The sequence below is a fragment of the Streptomyces sp. 7R007 genome, assembly GCF_054850255.1.
Genome location: NZ_JBTWMV010000012.1, coordinates 185,550 through 202,546, shown reverse-complemented (window position 1 = coordinate 202,546; position 16,997 = coordinate 185,550). Strand labels below are relative to the sequence as shown.

Annotated in this window: 17 protein-coding genes; 8 read left to right on the top strand and 9 right to left on the bottom strand. The window is 72.6% G+C overall.

Annotated elements, in window-relative coordinates; genetic code table 11:
- Nucleotides 1–92 precede the first annotated feature (92 nt).
- The 3 genes from ACYF6T_RS18500 to ACYF6T_RS18490 are packed head-to-tail and all read left to right on the top strand — an operon-like array spanning nt 93 to nt 1,878.
- On the top strand, nt 93–545 hold the full coding sequence (locus ACYF6T_RS18500; protein WP_461697746.1) for a hypothetical protein: 453 nt from the start codon (nt 93–95) through the stop codon (nt 543–545).
- Nucleotides 542–1,036 carry a YbaK/EbsC family protein gene (locus tag ACYF6T_RS18495; protein ID WP_461697745.1) on the top strand — a complete coding sequence of 165 codons (495 nt, stop codon included), beginning with the start codon at nt 542–544 and terminating at the stop codon, nt 1,034–1,036. The genes ACYF6T_RS18500 and ACYF6T_RS18495 overlap by 4 nt, the downstream gene beginning before the upstream one ends.
- A complete protein-coding gene (locus tag ACYF6T_RS18490) occupies nt 1,033–1,878 on the top strand; it encodes an EamA family transporter (RefSeq protein WP_461697744.1) in 846 nt (281 codons plus the stop codon). The genes ACYF6T_RS18495 and ACYF6T_RS18490 overlap by 4 nt, the downstream gene beginning before the upstream one ends.
- A gap of 20 nt (nt 1,879–1,898) precedes the next feature.
- Here ACYF6T_RS18490 and ACYF6T_RS18485 read toward each other — a convergent pair whose 3' ends face one another.
- Nucleotides 1,899–2,447, bottom strand: coding sequence for a DUF1062 domain-containing protein (locus ACYF6T_RS18485; protein ID WP_461697742.1), 549 nt, complete (start codon nt 2,445–2,447; stop codon nt 1,899–1,901).
- Nucleotides 2,448–2,778: 331 nt separating this feature from the next.
- Between ACYF6T_RS18485 and ACYF6T_RS18480 the strand changes: the two genes are divergently transcribed.
- The 3 genes from ACYF6T_RS18480 to ACYF6T_RS18470 are packed head-to-tail and all read left to right on the top strand — an operon-like array spanning nt 2,779 to nt 7,842.
- Nucleotides 2,779–3,726 (top strand): ABC transporter ATP-binding protein, encoded by a 948-nt coding sequence (locus ACYF6T_RS18480; protein ID WP_461697741.1) that lies wholly within the window; start codon nt 2,779–2,781, stop codon nt 3,724–3,726.
- On the top strand, nt 3,723–5,081 hold the full coding sequence (locus ACYF6T_RS18475) for an ABC transporter permease (RefSeq protein WP_461697740.1): 1,359 nt from the start codon (nt 3,723–3,725) through the stop codon (nt 5,079–5,081). The genes ACYF6T_RS18480 and ACYF6T_RS18475 overlap by 4 nt, the downstream gene beginning before the upstream one ends.
- A gap of 4 nt (nt 5,082–5,085) precedes the next feature.
- Nucleotides 5,086–7,842 (top strand): alkaline phosphatase family protein, encoded by a 2,757-nt coding sequence (locus ACYF6T_RS18470; RefSeq protein WP_461697738.1) that lies wholly within the window; start codon nt 5,086–5,088, stop codon nt 7,840–7,842.
- Nucleotides 7,843–7,910: 68 nt separating this feature from the next.
- Here the strand turns inward: ACYF6T_RS18470 and ACYF6T_RS18465 are convergent, their stop codons facing one another.
- Nucleotides 7,911–9,377 carry a purple acid phosphatase family protein gene (locus ACYF6T_RS18465; RefSeq protein ID WP_461697737.1) on the bottom strand — a complete coding sequence of 489 codons (1,467 nt, stop codon included), beginning with the start codon at nt 9,375–9,377 and terminating at the stop codon, nt 7,911–7,913.
- Nucleotides 9,378–9,509: 132 nt separating this feature from the next.
- On the opposite strand from ACYF6T_RS18465, the gene ACYF6T_RS18460 reads away from it, so the two are divergent.
- Nucleotides 9,510–9,785 (top strand): DUF1876 domain-containing protein, encoded by a 276-nt coding sequence (locus tag ACYF6T_RS18460; RefSeq protein WP_461697736.1) that lies wholly within the window; start codon nt 9,510–9,512, stop codon nt 9,783–9,785.
- Between the two features lie 46 nt (nt 9,786–9,831).
- On the opposite strand, the gene ACYF6T_RS18455 is transcribed toward ACYF6T_RS18460, so the two are convergent.
- From ACYF6T_RS18455 to ACYF6T_RS18430, 6 genes are all read right to left on the bottom strand, one after another.
- On the bottom strand, nt 9,832–10,995 hold the full coding sequence (locus ACYF6T_RS18455) for a serine hydrolase domain-containing protein (RefSeq protein WP_461697734.1): 1,164 nt from the start codon (nt 10,993–10,995) through the stop codon (nt 9,832–9,834).
- Between the two features lie 31 nt (nt 10,996–11,026).
- Nucleotides 11,027–11,473, bottom strand: a complete 447-nt coding sequence (locus ACYF6T_RS18450; protein ID WP_461697733.1) for an organic hydroperoxide resistance protein — start codon at nt 11,471–11,473, stop codon at nt 11,027–11,029.
- Between the two features lie 215 nt (nt 11,474–11,688).
- On the bottom strand, nt 11,689–12,153 hold the full coding sequence (locus ACYF6T_RS18445; protein ID WP_461697731.1) for a MarR family winged helix-turn-helix transcriptional regulator: 465 nt from the start codon (nt 12,151–12,153) through the stop codon (nt 11,689–11,691).
- Nucleotides 12,150–12,908 carry an energy-coupling factor ABC transporter ATP-binding protein gene (locus ACYF6T_RS18440; protein ID WP_461697730.1) on the bottom strand — a complete coding sequence of 253 codons (759 nt, stop codon included), beginning with the start codon at nt 12,906–12,908 and terminating at the stop codon, nt 12,150–12,152. Before ACYF6T_RS18440 ends, ACYF6T_RS18445 begins: the two co-directional genes overlap by 4 nt.
- Nucleotides 12,896–13,657, bottom strand: a complete 762-nt coding sequence (gene cbiQ / locus ACYF6T_RS18435) for a cobalt ECF transporter T component CbiQ (RefSeq protein ID WP_461697728.1) — start codon at nt 13,655–13,657, stop codon at nt 12,896–12,898. The genes ACYF6T_RS18440 and cbiQ overlap by 13 nt, the downstream gene beginning before the upstream one ends.
- Before the next feature lies 1 nt (nt 13,658).
- Entirely contained in the window at nt 13,659–14,714 is a 1,056-nt protein-coding gene (locus ACYF6T_RS18430; RefSeq protein ID WP_461697726.1) for an energy-coupling factor ABC transporter permease, read from the bottom strand.
- A gap of 178 nt (nt 14,715–14,892) precedes the next feature.
- On the opposite strand from ACYF6T_RS18430, the gene ACYF6T_RS18425 reads away from it, so the two are divergent.
- Complete coding sequence (locus ACYF6T_RS18425; protein ID WP_461697725.1) at nt 14,893–15,240, top strand: SsgA family sporulation/cell division regulator; 348 nt, start codon at nt 14,893–14,895, stop codon at nt 15,238–15,240.
- Here ACYF6T_RS18425 and ACYF6T_RS18420 read toward each other — a convergent pair whose 3' ends face one another.
- A complete protein-coding gene (locus tag ACYF6T_RS18420) occupies nt 15,241–16,914 on the bottom strand; it encodes a penicillin-binding transpeptidase domain-containing protein (RefSeq protein ID WP_461697724.1) in 1,674 nt (557 codons plus the stop codon).
- Nucleotides 16,915–16,997: the final 83 nt, after the last annotated feature.

The following is a 16,997-nucleotide window of genomic DNA, read 5'->3' as shown; positions in this document are numbered from 1 at the left end:
CCGACGCGGCCTTCCGGGCCCCGGTGGTGCAGTGCGCTCCACCCCGGGTCCGGGAGGCCGCTCCCTCGTGACGCGCGGCGCCGACCGGGATCGTGGATCACATCAGCCCGATCCCTTCCGAAAGGCCTTCGCCGTCCTGTCCTCCCCTCGCCGGCGGCCCCGTCGCCGGTGCGGGGGCCGGGGCCGTCGCCCTCCTCACGGGCTCGCGCTTCGCGAAGAAGCCGAAGACCAAGGCGTTCCTGGGCCGCCTCGGCACCCGGTGGCTCCTCTTCCCCTTCGACGGCGTGTCCGCCGTCGCCCTGAACGCCGCCCCGGACGGAGCCAAGGGCGTCCTCGCCGGGGGCTCGGACGAGCCGGTCCGCGAGAACACGCTCGTGCTCTTCGAGAACGAGCGCGCCATGCGCACCCCGCTCGGCTCCCGCTCCGCCGGGACCACCCGCGAGGCCCTGGCCCTGAAGTGGGCGGCGCCCGTGCGGAGCAGGGGACAGGGGAGCCGTAACCCGGTCGCCTGGTCGGTACACCTACCGCTAGCGTGCCGTTCATGACGACTTCGGAGACCGCCCACCCCCGTTTCGCCACGGCGCTCCAGGAACTCGGCCTCGCCGAGCTGCGGGACCGCGTCCGCCGCTTCCCCGACGCCACCCGCACCGCGGCCGAGGCCGCCGCGGCGATCGGCTGCGAGCTGAGCCAGATCTGCAAGTCGCTGGTGTTCGCGGCCGACGGGGTGCCGGTGCTGGTGCTGATGGACGGGGCGTCCCGGGTCGACGTCGACCTGGTGCGCAAGGAACTCGGCGCCACCCAGGTCACCCGGGCCAAGGCGGACGTCGTACGGGAGACGACCGGGTACGCCATCGGCGGCGTACCGCCCTTCGGGCACCGTACGAAGACGCGGGTCCTCGCGGACCGCTCGCTGCTCGCGCACGACGTGGTGTGGGCCGCGGCCGGCACCCCGCACACCGTCTTCCCCATCGCGCCCGGGGACCTCGTCGCGCACGCCGGCGCCACCCTCGCGGACGTGCGCGAGCGCACCCCGTGACACCGCTGGTCGCCGCCGCCGTCCTGCTGGCCGCGGTGACCCACGCGAGCTGGAACGCCATCGCCCACCGCATCACCGACAAGCTCGTCGGATTCACCCTGATCGCGGGCGGCGGAGCGGTCATCGGGCTGGCCCTGATGCCGTTCACGGCGGTCCCGGCGGCCGGCGCGTGGCCGTACCTGCTCTCCTCCGCCGCCGTCCACATCGCGTACTACGCGCTGCTGATGCGGTCGTTCCGGCTCGGCGACTTCGGGCAGGCCTACCCCATCGCGCGCGGCACCGCCCCGCTCGTCGTCACCCTGCTCGCCGCCCTCTTCGCCCACGAGGTCCCCGACGGCTGGGCCGCCGCCGGTGTCGCCCTGTCCTGCGCGGGCCTGACCGGCGTCGCCCTGTGGGGGCTGCGCGGACGCCGGCCCGACTGGGCGGCGATCGGCGCCGCGCTGGCGACCGGGCTGACGATCGCGGCGTACACGGTCGTCGACGGCCTGGGCGTCCGCGCCTCCGGCACCTCCCTCGGCTACATCGCCTGGCTGATGGCGATCCAGGGCGTCGTCCTGCCCGCGTACGCGCTCACCCGGTGGCGCGCGCGGACCGCGGAACTCCTGCGCCCCTTCGCCGCCCTCGGCCTCCTCGGCGCCGCCCTGTCGGTCACGGCGTACGCGCTCGTGCTGTGGGCCCAGACGAGGGCGGAACTGGCCCCGATCGCGGCGCTGCGGGAGTCGTCCATCATCGTGGGCGCGGGCATCGGAGCCGTCTTCTTCAAGGAGCGGTTCGGGGCCCCGCGGCTGGTGGCCGCGGGGCTGCTGGTGGCGGGCATCGGGCTGATGCTGCACGCCGGTTGACGGGTACGCCGGGCCGGGGCTCAGCGCTTGAGCGTGAAGGTGAAGTCGCCGCAGAGCCTGCCGGTCAGGCGGACCGCCGAGACCAGCCTGCCCGCCGCGGCCAGCCGTTCGACCTCGGCCTGCGCAAGGCCGCAGCCCTCCGCGACCAGCCGCACCGGCCGGACCGGAATCGGGGCGGCGAAGCGGACCGACACGTCGATCACCTCACCGTCCGGACGGTCCGGGCCGCCGGTGTCCAGGCGCCAGGCGCCCGTCCAGTCGAGGGCGACCCGGTTGCGGCGCCGCACGAGCGGGTCATGGAGCAGCTCGGCGGCCAGGGCGGGGTCGTTGTCGTGCAGCCGGTCCAGCAACTCCGGGCGCACGGAGCGCACGTTGACCCGCTCCAGGACCGTGAGTTTCGCCGTCGCGCCGCAGCGGACGCACAGCACGAGGAGCCAGACGTCGAGGAGCTTGTGGTGGGCGTTGACCCGGAACCTGCCGTTCGCCCGGAAGCGCTCGGACGGGCAGGCGTGGCAGCGGCGCAGGACAACGGGCAGGCAGGTGGGCATGACCACCCAGGTGGTGAGCACAGAAGTACACCGGTTTCAGTGAGAAGTCCGCAGCAAAAAGCAGCGCGGCACGCAGACACGGCTGCGCGACGCGCGACGAATCAGCGCTCGGGAGGTCTCACACGGTGTACAACGGCACGTCCTTGACGGGGCGACTCGGTCCGCCAGCACGGTAAGGGCCCGCATCGGTGCCGTTCCACCGGTTTTCGCGCGGGGTGCCGGCGGCCGCCGGTCGGCGTGACTTGTCGAGGACTTGACGATCCGTTCCCTCTGTGTTCAGCCCGTCGACTGTGCCTCGGTTGTGTGTCGTCCTTATGGTCCCTGCGGATTTCGAATGAAGGGACTGGGGCTGATGGACGTACTCCAAGCGGTCCGGGCTCGCGGGATCACCAAGTGTTTCGGCGACGTCGTCGCACTCGACGGCGTGGACCTGGATGTGACGCAGGGCCGGATCCACGGCCTGGTCGGGCCGAACGGCGCCGGCAAGACGACCCTGCTGGGTCTGCTGCTGGGCCTGGCCGTCCCCGACGGCGGCCGCCTGGAGATCCTGGGGACGCCGGTCGAGCGGGCGCTCGCCGTCCCCGACGGCGTGGCCGGCTTCGTGGACGGTCCCGGTCTCTACCCGTCGCTGACCGCCCGGCAGAACCTCCTCGCGCTGGCCCGGCTGCGCGGCCTGGACGCGGGCGCGGCGGGCATCGACGACGCGCTCGCCCAGGTCGGCCTCACCGACGTCGCCGACGACAGGACCCGCGGCTTCTCCCTCGGCATGCGCCAGCGGCTCGGACTGGCGGCGGCGCTGCTCACCCGCCCCCGGCTGCTGGTGCTGGACGAGCCGTCCAACGGGCTCGACCCGGCGGGCAAGAGACACGTCCACCGGGTGCTGACCCGGCTCGCGGCGGACGGCACCGGCGTCGTGCTCTCCAGCCACCGCATGGACGACGTCGAGGCGTTGTGCTCCGAGGTCACCATCCTCGCCACCGGGCGGGTCGTCTTCTCCGGCCCGCCGGCCAAGCTCGCCGCCGAGAACCGCGAACTCGACTACCGCCTCCGCACCTCCGACCCGCGCGCCGCGCGCCGCCTGGCCGCCCGGGCGCCCGGCGTCCGCGTCATCGACGACGCCGTACCCCAGGACGGCGAACTCCTCGTCGTGAGCGCCCTGGTGCCCGCCCTCGACGACCTGGTCGCCACCCTCGTCCGCGCCGGCATCGCGGTACGCGAACTCGCCCCCGTGCTCTCCCCGTTGGAGGCAGCGTTCCTCGCCCTGACCGAGACCGGGCTGCCGCAGGAGGCGGGCCGGTGACCAGCACCCTCACCCCCGGCCAGGCGGTCGGCGCCCGTTCCGTCCCGGTCTCCCGGGGATACCGGTTCGAATTGGTCAAGTTGGTGTCGCAGTGGCGCATCAGGCTGCTGGTGGCCGCCTGCTGGATCGTGCCCGGGGTGTTCGTCGCCGGGGTGAGCCGGCAGAGCACCCTGCCGAGCGACACGCTCTTCGGCCGGTGGATGCTCGCGACCGGCTGGGCCGGGCCGCTGGTCATGCTCGGCTTCGCCGGGACCTGGGCGCTTCCGCTGCTGACGTCGGTGGTCGCCGGTGACGTGTTCGCCGCCGAGGACCGGCTCGGCACCTGGCGGCACCTGCTGGTCGCCGTGCGGTCGCCGCGGCGGATCTTCGCGGCGAAGGCGCTGGCCAGCCTCACCGTCATCCTGGTGCTGGTGGCCGGGCCGGCCTGTTCCAGCACGGCCGGCGGCCTGCTGGCGGTCGGCGACCACCCCCTGGTCGGCCTCGACGGACGTCTGCTGGCCCCCGGGGACACGGCCGGCCGGGTGCTGCTCGCCTGGCTGTGCGCCCTCGCCCCGACACTGGCCCTGGCCGCGATCGGCTTCCTCGGCTCGGTCGCCCTCGGCCGGTCCCCGATGGGCCTGCTGCTGCCCCCGGTCGTCGCGCTGGCCATGCAGGTCGCGCAGATGCTGCCGCTGCCCGTCGCCGTACGCCTCGCCCTGCCCGGTTACGCCTTCATCTCCTGGAACGGCCTGTTCACCACGCCCGAACAGCTCACCCCGCTGCTCGTCGGCGTGGCGGTCAGCCTGGTGTGGGCCGTGCTGGCGACCGCGCTGGCGTATTGGCTCTTCGTCCGGCGGGACTTCACCAACGCCGCCTACGACGGCGCCGGCCGCCGCGCGCTCACCGTGGGCCTGCTGCCCCTGGCCGGGCTGACCGCGCTCACCATCGCGGCCGTCGCCGTCGCGACCCCGTCGACCGGCTCCGGCATCACCCAGCCGAAGGTCCAGCGGTCGGTGGCCACGGCCTTCGCGCACCTGTACCGGCTGCAGACCGAGCAGCTCCACCGCCCCGCCGTCACCGAGGCACAGCTGCGGGCCACCGCGGCGTGCACCAAGAGCGACGGCCGGGGCGCGCAAGAGGGGGCGGGCAACGACTGGCGTTGCGTCGTCACCTGGCACCTCCCCGACGTCGCGGTGGCCGGCCAGGCCGTCTACCAGCTCGACGTCGAGTCGAACGGGCGGTTCGTCGCGGACGGCGACGGACCGAAGGAAGTGAACGGCTACTTCCTGGTGCGGACCTCCACCGGAGACGCGCCGAACCCGCTGTGGCAGTTCGACGGCAACGTCGAGCTGCTCGACACCACCTCGAAGGGATGACTCCATGCAGGTAACACGGCAGCGCCGGGTTGACGAGAAGGAGCGGATCAACCTCTTCGGCAGACGCGTCGGCCGCCGCACCACCCTGGTCACGGCCGGCATCGCGGTCGCCCTCGGCGTCACCGGCACCGCGGTCGCCTCGACGTGGCAGTTCGGCACCCAGCAGGTCGCCCAGACCACACCCAACGGGCAGGTCATCTCCAGCGACCAGTACCTCAACCCCTACGGCAGCCGGACCGTGATCAACGACGGCAAGATCATGTCGTCGACGGTCAGCCCGGACGGCAGCCACCTCGCCGCCTCCGTCGCCGACGGCGACGCGGCGCTGGTGGTCATGGACCTGAGCACCGGTCGGATCAAGCAGAAGGTCGGCACCAACGCGGCCGACGACCTGCGCATCAAGAGCGGCGCCGTCGGCCAGGAAGGCCCCACCTACTCGCCCGACGGCACCCAGCTGTGGCTCGGCCAGACCGACGGCTTCACCAGGTTCACCGTCGCCGCCGACGGCACCCTGTCCAACCCGGTCGCCGTCACCATCCCGGCCGACGGCACCAAGCACGCGCTCGTGGGCGCCGCGGTCTTCTCGGCCGACGGCTCCACCGTCTACGCGGCGGTCAACGGCCAGAACCGGGTCGTCGCCCTCGACGCGGCCACCGGCGCCATCGAGCAGAGCTGGGCGGTCGGCAACGCCCCGCGCGGACTCGCCCTGGTCGGCGGCAAGCTCTACGTCGGCAACGAGGGCGGGCGCCCGGCCCGGGACGGCGACACCACCATCAACTCCTACGGCACCCAGGTCCCGGCCGACCCGGACACCGGCGCCACCACCACCGGCACGGTCAGCGTCATCGACACCGCCGACCCGTCCGCCGCCGTCGGCAGCATCGACGTGGGGCTGCACCCGACCGCGGTGTACGCCGCCAAGGGCGCGGTGTTCGTCACCAACACCGCCGACAACAGCGTCTCCGTCATCGACAGCCGCAAGGACAAGGTCGTCCAGACCATCGCCACCCAGCCCTGGCCGGAGGCGAAGGTCGGCTACGAGCCCAACGCCGTCACGCTCACCGACGACAACCGCCTGCTGGTCACCCTCGGCCGTGCCAACGCCGTCGCCGTCTACCGCTACACCTCCGCGCAGCAGCCCGCACGCTACGTCGGCCTGCTGCCCACGGACTACTTCCCCTCCCAGATCGCCACCGTCGGCAAGGAGGTGGTCGTCTCCAACACCCGCGGCATCGACGCCCGCCGGCCCACCACCGCCGCCGGTCACGGCACCCACGACACCACGTCGAGCCTGACGCGGTTCACGCTGCCCGACGACAGCGTGGTGCGCGCCCAGACGGCCAGGGTCTTCAAGCAGAACGGCTGGACGGCCGGCTCGGTCCTCACGACCAAGGGCAGGAGCGGTGCCAAGGCGCTGCCGGTGCCCGTACGCCTCGGCGACCCCTCGACGATCAAGCACGTCTTCCTGCTGGTCAAGGAGAACCGCACCTACGACCAGGTCTACGGCGACCTGCCGCAGGGCGACGGCGACCCCTCGGTCACCACCTTCGGCGAGAACGTGACGCCCAACCAGCACGCCCTGGCCGGGCAGTTCGGGCTCTACGACAACTTCTACGACGTCGGCACCAACTCCGCCGAGGGCCACAACTGGCTGATGCAGTCGGACAACCCGGAGTACACCGAGTCCTCCGCCGGCGAGTACCAGCGCAGTTACGACACCGAGAACGACGCGCTCGGCCACCAGAAGACCGGCTTCATCTGGACCGGCGCGCAGGCGGCCGGCAAGACGGTGAAGGACTTCGGCGAGTTCCAGTCGTTCGAGTCCAAGCCGGCCGGGGCGACCTGGCAGAACCTGTACTGCGACGCCAAGACGATGGAGGCGACCGGCGCGCAGACCCAGTACCCCATCCAGACCGGCTCGGCGATCCCCTCGCTGAACAAGGTGTCGGTGCAGGGCTTCCCGATGTTCGACCTCGACGTGCCGGACATCTACAAAGAGCAGATCTGGAAGCAGGACTTCGAGAAGAACGGCCCGGCGAACCTGAACATGTTCTGGTTCTCCAACGACCACACCGGCGGCCCGGCCAACGCCGCCGCCGAGGTCGCCGACAACGACCTCGCCGTCGGGCGGATGGTCGACGAGATCTCGCACAGCAAGTACTGGAAGGACTCGGCGATCTTCGTCGTCGAGGACGACTCCCAGAACGGACTCGACCACGTCGACGGCCACCGCGCGCCGGTCCAGATCATCAGTCCCTGGGCCAGGCACGGCACCGTCGACAGCCACTACTACTCGCAGATCACGATGATCCGCACCATCGAGCAGATCCTCGGCATCCACCCGATGAACCAGCTCGACAGCGCGGCCACCCCGATGTACGGGGCGTTCAGCCTGAAGCCGGACACCACGCCGTACACGGCCGTGCCCAACCGCACCTCGCTGACCCTCGGCGTGAGCCCCCAGCCGCCCTGCGGTTCGGACACCCCGGCGGCCCAGAACGCCGCCGCGGCGCCCGCGCCGACCACCACGGCGGTGCCGCAGGCCGAGCAGAAGATCGCGGCGGAGTGGAAGACGTGGGCCTCGCACCAGCGGCTGACCGGCACGCACGCGGTGCCCGACTACGCCAACCCCGAGCAGATGAACCGTTACACCTGGTACCAGACGCACAACTTCAGCAAGCCGTACCCCGGTGACGGCAAGGTCTACGCACCGGACGACGTGCCCGGCGCCTACATCCCGTCGTCGGACTCCGACGGCTGACGCGACCCGGCGTGTCCGGGGACCCCGAGCCGGCCTCCGTGCCGGCCCGGGGCTCGTTCGGCCCGATGCTAGGCAAGCGCGGGTGAGAAGGCCGACACCCCCGACAGGTCGTGGGCGCGGACGCTGTTGCGGTCGCTCGTGGAGCGGCCGAAGGCGTGGTGCGGCCACAGGCCCGCGGCCACCCGGCGGGCTCGCTCGGCCCACTCCCGGGCGGCGGCGCCCGCGGCCTTGTAGTGGTTGAGGGCGAAGCCCCCCGAGTGGATCCGCAGCAGGCAGAAGCCGCCGGGGTAGTCCTTGGCGGCGGTCACCTCCTGGTGGGTGACGTGCGGCGCCTGCGGCAGGACCGTGCGCTTGTTGCGGTGGGTGTGGCCGGCGTGGTGCAGGAAGACGCCCGGCGCCTGGGCGTAGGCGTCGAGGATCGCGCGCGCCTGTTTGCGGCCCAGCCGCTGTCCCCGGCTCACCGGGAACACCGAGTCCCGTACGGCCAGCGGGTGGTGGCCGAAGACCAGCGTCGGCTGCTCCGGCTGCTCCCGCAGCCTCGCCCGGAACCACGCCAGCTGCTCGGCCCCGAGCCCGCCCGCGTCGCCGCCGTTGCCGTCCTTTTCGTAGGTGTCGAGGCCGATGATCCGCAGGCCGCCCAGGTCACGGGCGAAGTAGCCGGGCCCGTTGGCACCGTCGCCGGGGAAGGCGGCCCGGAAGGCGTCCGGCCGGCCGCGGCGCGCGCGGTCGTGGTTTCCCCGTACGACGAAGTAGTCCCGCCCCTGGTCCCCGAAACCGTCCAGGATCCGCCGCGCCTGCGCCACGTCCCGCGCCCCGCCCTCGGCCGTGATGTCCCCGGCCGCCAGCAGCACCTGCGCCCCGCGCCGCCGGGCCTCCTCGACCACGGCCCGCGCCATCAGCTCCGGATACGGCGCGAGCCCCGGCGCCTGCGACACCCCGCGGATCATCGGCATGCCCGCCATCAGGCCCGAGGTGGTCTCGCCGAGGTGCAGGTCGTTGCAGAGGGCGAGGGACAGCAGGTGCCGGCCGGGCGGCGGCTGGGGCGTGGTGAAGGAGTACGGGCCGCCCTTGGCGCCGAGCCCGTGCGGCGAGGTGCCGACCGCGTTGCCGCGCACCAGGTGCAGCGGCGTCGGCACGGCGGCCACGCCCCGGGAGCGCGCCTGGTAGTAGTACGTCTGCCCCGGCTCCAGGCCGGTGAGCTCCACCTGGTGGTAGGCGGTCGGCCGGTCCTCGGCCGCGGTGCGGTTCAGCCGTCCCGGATGGGTGCCGTAGACCACCTCGCCCTCCGTGACCGCGGGCAGCATGTGGCCCAGGCCGTCGTCGGTGCCGGGGACGCCGGTGTACCAGGTGACGACGGCGCTGTCCTCGGTGAGAGTGACCAGTTCCAGGTGGACGGCGGCCAGGTCGCCCGAGTGCCGCGCGCGCTGGGAGCGCAGCAGGGCGGGGGTGAGCAGGGCCCCGGAGCGCAGGACGTCGAGGGGGCTGGGGAGGGCGGCGAGGGCGGCGGTCAGGGGAGCGGGGATGCAGCAGCGCATACCTGAGTGTGTGCCCTGCGAGAGTGAACGGCGGGAGTGATGTGCGGCACGCCCACCGGTCCAATGGGGCAAGCGCGACAACACACCCCGGTGAGGAGCACCCTGGAATCAGGTGTTTTGGAGGTGATCGTCATGATGCACACCGCTGTGGGATGGCACGTCGAGCTGGAGTTCCAGGAGGACGACACGCACACGCGGGCGGCCGCGCTGGTGCGCCTGCCCGACGGCACCGAGGTACGCGCGCACGGCCACGCCAGCCGCCACCGCACCGACTCCCACCAGCCGCGGGTCGGCGAGGAGATCGCCGGCGCGCGGGCGCTGAACGAACTCGCGATGCGGCTGCTGACCAAGGCACACGACGAGATCGACTCGGCGTCGGGACGGACGTCCCACCCCATCCACGTCTGAGCCGGGCCGTCACGACCGCGCCGGGCCGCCACGACCGGGCCGTGGGCTAGGCCGTCACGACGTCCCGTACCGCCCGCACCAGCGCCTGCGCCCGCGGGTCCGCCGTCACGCTCTTGCGGAAGCCGTTGGTGACGTAGCCGAGGGCGATGCCGGTGTCGGGGTCGGCGAAGCCGAGGGCGCCGCCGCGGCCCGGGTGACCGAAGGAGGAGGGCGTCAGGAGCGGCGAGGCCGTGCCGTGCAGCATGTAGCCGAGGCCGAACCGGGTGGTGACCACCAGCACCCGGTCCGCCCCGGCGCTGCGCTCGGCGCGCGCCAGCTCCGCCGTCTCCGGCGTGAACAGCCGGGTGCCGCCGTCCACGTCGCCGATCAGCGAGGCGTAGAAGCGGGCCAGCCCGTCGGCCGTCGCGATGCCGTTGGAGGCGGGCAGGGCGGCGGCGCGGTAGGCCGGGTCGTTCTCGTCGGGCAGCGGGGTGATCGCGGCGAAGGCGCGGCGGGTGAGGGAGCCGGGGTCGGCGTAGGCGGCGCTGACGGCGGGCTTGGGGCGGGTGCGCAGTCCGCGGGGGTCGGCCGCCGGGTCGAGCTGCGCCACCCGGCCGACGCGCGCCCGCTCGCCCTCCGGCAGCCCCAGCCACAGGTCGGCGCCGACCGGCCCGGCGATCTCGTCCGCGATCCACGCGCCGATGCCGCGGCCCGTGATCCGCCGCACCAGCTCGCCGGTCAGCCAGCTGTAGGTCTGCGCGTGGTAGCCGTGGTCCGTGCCCGGTTCCCACACCGGCGCCTGCGCCGCGACCGCCTCGGCGCCGCGGTCGGGGTCCGCGGCCTGGGCGGGGGTCAGCGGGGTGTCCAGGACGGGCACGCCGGCCCGGTGGGCGAGCAGGTGCCACACCCGTGTCCGCTCCTTGCCGGCCGCCTTGAACTCCGGCCAGTACGCGCCCACCGGCGCGTCCAGGTCCAGCTCCCCGCGCTGGTGCAGCAGCAGGAGTACGGCGGCGGCGACGCCCTTGGTCGCCGAGCGCACGATCTGCGCGGTGCCGCGCTGCCACGGCTCGGTGCCGTCGACGTCCCTGGTGCCGGCCCACAGGTCGACCACCCGGTGCCCGTCCCGGTAGACGGCGACGGCCGCGCCCCGGTCCCCGAGCACCTCGAAGTTCCTGACGAACGCTTCCCTGACCGGCTCGTAGCCCTCCTCGACCGTGCCGTTCACGTCCACGTCCGTGCTCCTCCTGCTCTCGGGTCCCCTCTCACCCAAGCAGAATCGTCACGTCGATGTTCCCGCGGGTCGCGTTCGAGTACGGGCACACCTCGTGCGCGGCGTCCACCAGCTTCGCCGCGAGGTCCTGGTCCAGCACCGGGAGCGAGACGCTGAGGGCGACCGCGAGGCCGTAGCCGCGGTGCTTGTTGGGGCCGATGCCGACCTTCGCGGCGACGGTGGAGCCGGTCAGGTCGTAGCCCTCACGGTTGCCGACGAGGATCAGCGCGTTGTGGAAGCAGGAGCTGTAGCCGGCGGCGAAGAGCTGCTCCGGGTTGGTGCCGCTGCCGTCGCCGCCGAGCGCCGGCGGCATCGCGACCTTCAGGTCGAGCTGCCCGTCCTGGCTCGTGACATAGCCGTCCCGGCCGCCGTGGGCGGTGGCCTCGGCGACGTACACGATCTTTGTCGGGCGGGTGTCGACGGTGGTGTCGTCACTCATGGCTGGACCCCCCAAACGAGTGCGCGCAAATACATCGCGCACAAGGTACCGGCCAGTAGGTTCGGGGTGGAGGACCGGGGGGTGGCAACCGGGGGTAACAGGAGGCCGGGGCGCGGGAGCGGTCGGCGGGCGCAGGGGCATGCTCAGTCGGCGGGGCGTGGGGGCATGCTCAGTCGGCGGGGCGTGGCGCCATGCTCAAAGGCGCTCGGTCGTGTTCAGGGGCGCTCGGCTGCCGCGTGCGCTCTTTCCGTGAGCCGCCACAACTCCTCGCGCAACCTCGCGACCTCCTCGGCGCCGAGCCCCGTCGCGGAGAGCAGCGCGCCGGGGACGCGCGCCGCGCGCTCCCTCAGCTGCTCCCCGCGCCCGGTGCACGCGACGAGCACCGAGCGCTCGTCGCTCACCGCTCGCTCCCGGCGCACGACCCCCGCGCTCTCCAGCCGCTTGAGCAACGGCGAGACCGTGCCGTAGTCGAGCCGCAGCGCCGCCGCCAGCTCCTTCACGGTCGTCTCCCCGCGCTCCCACAGCACGAGCAGCACGAGGTACTGCGGGTAGGTGAGGCCGAGGTCCTCCAGGAGCGGCCGGTACGCGGCCGTCACGGCGCGCTGGGCCGCGTAGAGCGCGAAGCACAACTGCTCGTCGAGCAGCGGCGCCCGCTCGGTCTCGTCCTCGTCGTTCGTCACGCGCCCATTGTCACGGACCGCGGATCGAAGCCGAAGGGCAACTCCAGGCGGTGGGCGCGCATCAGGGCGTCGTCGGAGAGGAGTTCGCCGGTGGGGCCGTCCGCGGCGATCACGCCCTCGCTCAGCACGAGGGAGCGCGGGCACAGCTCCAGGGCGTAGGGCAGGTCGTGCGTGACCATCAGGACGGTGACGTCCAGGGAGCGCAGGATGTCGGCGAGTTCGCGGCGGGAGGCCGGGTCGAGGTTGGAGGACGGCTCGTCCAGGACGAGGATCTCCGGCTCCATGGCCAGGACGGTGGCGACGGCCACCCGGCGGCGCTGGCCGAAGGAGAGGTGGTGCGGCGGGCGGTCCCTGAACTCCGCCATGCCGACCCGCGCCAGCGCCCGGTCGACCCGCGCCTCCAGCTCGGCGCCCTTCAGCCCGGCCGCCGCCGGCCCGAACGCCACGTCCTCGCGCACCGTCGGCATGAACAGCTGGTCGTCCGGGTCCTGGAAGACGATGCCGACCCGGCGCCGGATCTCGGCCATGTGCCGTTTGCCGACGGGCAGTCCGGCGACCGTCACCGAGCCCGCGCCGGCGGTCAGGATGCCGTTGAGGTGGAGCACGAGGGTGGTCTTGCCGGCGCCGTTCGGGCCGAGCAGCGCGACCCGTTCGCCGCGCTCGATGGAGAAGTCCACCCCGAACAGGGCCTGGTGGCCGTCGGGGTAGGCGAAGGCGAGGCCACGGACCTCGAGGGAAGCGGTCACAGCATCCATCCCAGCAGGCAGACGACGAGAGCGGCGGAGGGGAGCACGAGGGCGCGGGACCACTCGGCGGGGGAGGCGGTCACCTCGTCGATGACCGGCATCGAACCGGCGTAGCCGCGGCTGACCATGGCCAGGTGCACGCGCTCGCCGCGCTCGTAGGAGCGGATGAACAGGGCGCCGGCCGACTTCGCGAGCACACCCCAGTGCCGCACGCCCCGCGCCTCGAAACCCCGGGACTCGCGCGCGATCCGCATGCGCCGCATCTCGTCCGTGATGACGTCGCCGTAGCGGATCATGAAGGACGCGATCTGCACGAGCAGCGGCGGCAGCTTCAGCCGCTGCAGGCCCAGCAGCAGTTCGCGCAGCTCCGTGGTGGCCGCGAGCAGCACCGACGCGGCCACGCCGAGCGTGCCCTTGGCGAGCACGTTCCAGGCGCCCCACAGGCCGTTCACGCTCAGGGACAGGCCCAGCACGTCCACCCGCTCGCCCTCGGCCACGAACGGCATCAGCACCGCGAAGGCGACGAACGGCACCTCGATCAGCAGGCGTTTGAGCAGGAAACCGGCGGGCACGCGCGCGTGCCGCGCGACGACCGCGAGCAGCACCGCGTACAGGGCGAACGCCCACATCGCCTCGCGCGGGGTCGACACCACGACCACCACGAAGGCGAACGCGGCGGCCAGCTTGGTGTGCGGCGGCAGGGCGTGCACGGGGGAGTGCCCGTGCCGGTAGAGCCTGTGCGCGTGCCCGGCGCCCATGTCAGACCCCCGTGCTCACGGGCGAGGTGTCGGCGCTGCGCCGGCGGCGCACCACCCAGAAGACGGTGCTGCCCGCGACGACGGTCGCGCCGACGCCGATCACGCCCGCCAGGCCGCCGGAGAGCCGGGCGTCGGCGATGTCCCTCACGCCGTAGCCGGCGAGCGGGGAGCCGTCGCTCGCGTGCTTGTGCGCCTTCTTGTCGATGCCCTGGTCGTGGGCGACCTTCTCCAGGCCGTCGGGGCTGGCGGAGGCGTAGAAGCTGACGAAGCCGGCGAGGACCAGGGAGGTGGCGAGACCGGTGAGCCACAGCGCGCGACGGGAGGTGCGCGCCGTGCCGGGCGCCGTGCGCGCCCCCACCGGGGGCGGCGCGTCCACGAGCACGCCGTTCACGCGCAGCTTCAGGCGCTGGTGCAGGCCGCGCGCGCCGTACACGAGATCCGGGCGCACGGCGATCACCGCGCCCACCGTCAGCGCCGTGATCGCCGCCTCGCCGATGCCGATCAGGACGTGCACGCCGATCATCGCGGTGGCGACCTTGCCGATCGCGACGTCCGTCGTGCCGCCGAGGGCGTAGATGAAGGTGAACGCCACCGCCGCCGCCGGCACCGAGACGAGCGCGGCGACGAAGGAGGCGACGGTGACCGAGCGCCGGCGCCGCGGCAGCACCCGTACCAGGACCCGGAAGACGGCGTAGGCCACCACCGTGGTGACGATCGCCATGTCGGTGATGTTCACGCCGAGCGCGGTCAGCCCGCCGTCCGCGAACAGGATCCCCTGCATCAGCAGGACGACGGACACGCACAGCACCCCGGTGAAGGGCCCGACGAGGATCGCGGCCAGCGCGCCGCCGAGCAGATGGCCGCTGGTGCCGGCGGCCACGGGGAAGTTGAGCATCTGCACCGCGAAGATGAACGCGGCGACGAGTCCGGCCAGCGGCGCGGTGCGCTCGTCGAGCTCGCGGCGCGCGCCGCGCAGGCTCACCGCGACGGCGCCCGCCGCGACGACACCGGTGGCGGCGGACATGGGGGCGTCGATGAATCCGTCAGGCACATGCACCGTTCGATGATAGTCGCTTGTTGCGAACTCTTTGCAAGAGCGGGTCGACGCAAGAGCGACTTCGTCGTGTGTGAGATTTCCTGCCGTCAGGGGGCGCGATCCGCAGAATATGGGACATTGGGAAGGGGGTGGACGCACAGCTTCCGCACAGGTCACCCAGCGTGAGAGGTCCGTGACGATGTCCGTAGTCGAACAGTACGCACGAGCCCACATCGTCACGGACGCCGACATACCCGAGGGCGAGGCGGTCCCCGTGGTCCTGCGCTACGACCCCGAGTCCGACCCCCGTTCGGTACGGGTGGGGCTTCCCGGCACGCACGAGTGGACGTTCTCGCGCTCGCTCCTCGAACAGGGGCTGCGCGCCCCGGTCGGCAGCGACCAGGTCCGCGTGTGGCCGTGCGGACGGGTGCAGGCCGTCGTCGAACTGCACTCGGCGCAGGGCGTCTCGGTCGTCCAGTTCGAGACCAAGACGCTCATGCGGTTCCTGCGCCGCACCTACCTCGCGACCTCGCCGGTCAGCGGCTGATCAGCCGCCCATCTTCAGCAGCGCCGCCACGATCGGCCCCGCCGTGTCGCCGCCGTGGCCACCCGCCTGGACGACGCCCGCGGAGGCGAGGTCGCCGCAGTACGCGGTGAACCACCCGTTCGGCTTCTCCTGGCCGTCGACCTCCGCCGAGCCCGTCTTGGCGCCGCAGTTCCCGCCCAGGCCCGCCATCGCCTTGGCCGCCGTGCCGTACCCGGCGGTGTACGACATGACCTCCTTCAGCTCGGCCTGCGTCTTCGCCGACATCGTGCGCGAGGCCGTCGCCAGCGTGCGGTGGTCCACCGAGGGTGAGACCAGGTACGGCTGGTGGAAGGTGCCCGACGCCACCGTCGCCGACACCGAGGCCATGTTCAGCGGGTTCATGCGCACCCCGCCCTGCCCGATCAGCGAGGCGCCCATCTGCGCGCCGCTCTGCACCGGGACCGAACCGTCGAAGGTGGGCACACCGATGGCCCAGTTGTTCATGCCGAGGCCGTAGACCTGCTGGGCCTCCTTCGTCAGGTCGCTGTTGGACAGCTTCGGCGCGAAGTTGATGAAGGCGTTGTTGCAGGACGCCCCGAAGGCCAGCTTGAAGGTGCCCTGCTTGATCTCGGAGTTGTCGTCGTTGTGGAACGTCCAGCCCGCCAGCTTGTAGGTCTTGGGGCACGGATGCGACTCGTCCGGGCTGACCAGCCCCTTCTCGAACAGCATCGTCGACGTCACGATCTTCATCGTGGAGCCCGGCGCCAGCGAGCCCTGGAAGGCGGTGTTGAAGCCGTGCGAGGTGTTGGCGACGGCCAGGATCTCGCCGGTGGACGGACGCAGCACGACGACCGACGCCCGGGCCTTCTTGGCCACCTGCTGCTCGGCCGCCGCCTGGAAGGCGGGGCTGAGCGTCGTCTTCACCGAGCCCGGCGTGCCCTTGCTCAGCGTCAGCAGCGTCTTGTCGGAGTACTTGGCCTTCTGGGACGCCTTGCCGCGCACCACCCTCAGCTCGACGCCCGCCTTGCCGCCGGCGATCTTGCCGTACTTCTCCCGCAGGCCGTCCAGGACCGGGCCCAGCGAGGGGTACTTGGCGGTGGTCAGCTCACCGCCGTCGCGGTCGTAGGCCTTGACCGGCGGGGTGCCGGACTCGCCGGTGACCAGGGTGTCGCCGTCCCTGAGATCGGGGTGGACGACGGCGGAACTCCAGTCGACCACGGGCTTGCCGGTCGTCTTGTCGCGCACGACGGTGAGCGAGCTGGTGTACGCGAGCGGCTTGCTGACGCCCTTGTACGCCACCGTGCCCTTCACGGAGAAGGGCACGGTGGCGCCGGTGCGGGTGCCCGCGGTGAGGGTGACGTCCTTGATGTGGGCGTCCTTGGTGTAGCCGGTGAGCAGGGCGGTGGCCGCGGAGGCGTCGTCCGTGACGGCGGCGGCCTGGGCCGCCTTGCCCTGCTGCCAGTCCGTGAGGAAGGCCGTGGCGGTCGTCTGGACCTCGGTCGCCGACAGCGGCCCGGTCTTGACCTTGACCTCCTTGTGGTCGGCGGTCGTGGCCGTCCGGTCGTCGGCCGCCGCGCCGCCGCCGTACAGCGCGTAGACGCCGAAGCCTGCGCCGCCGACGACCACGGCGATCATCCCGCCGATCACGGCGGGCCTGGTCTTCCGCCGCTCGGCGACGCGCCTTCTCTTGCCCACAGTTCATATTCCTTTACGAATTCCCCAGGGTCCCCGTTGCCCTCATGCACCTCAACGACGGCACCAGCCTAGAGTCCCGTCCT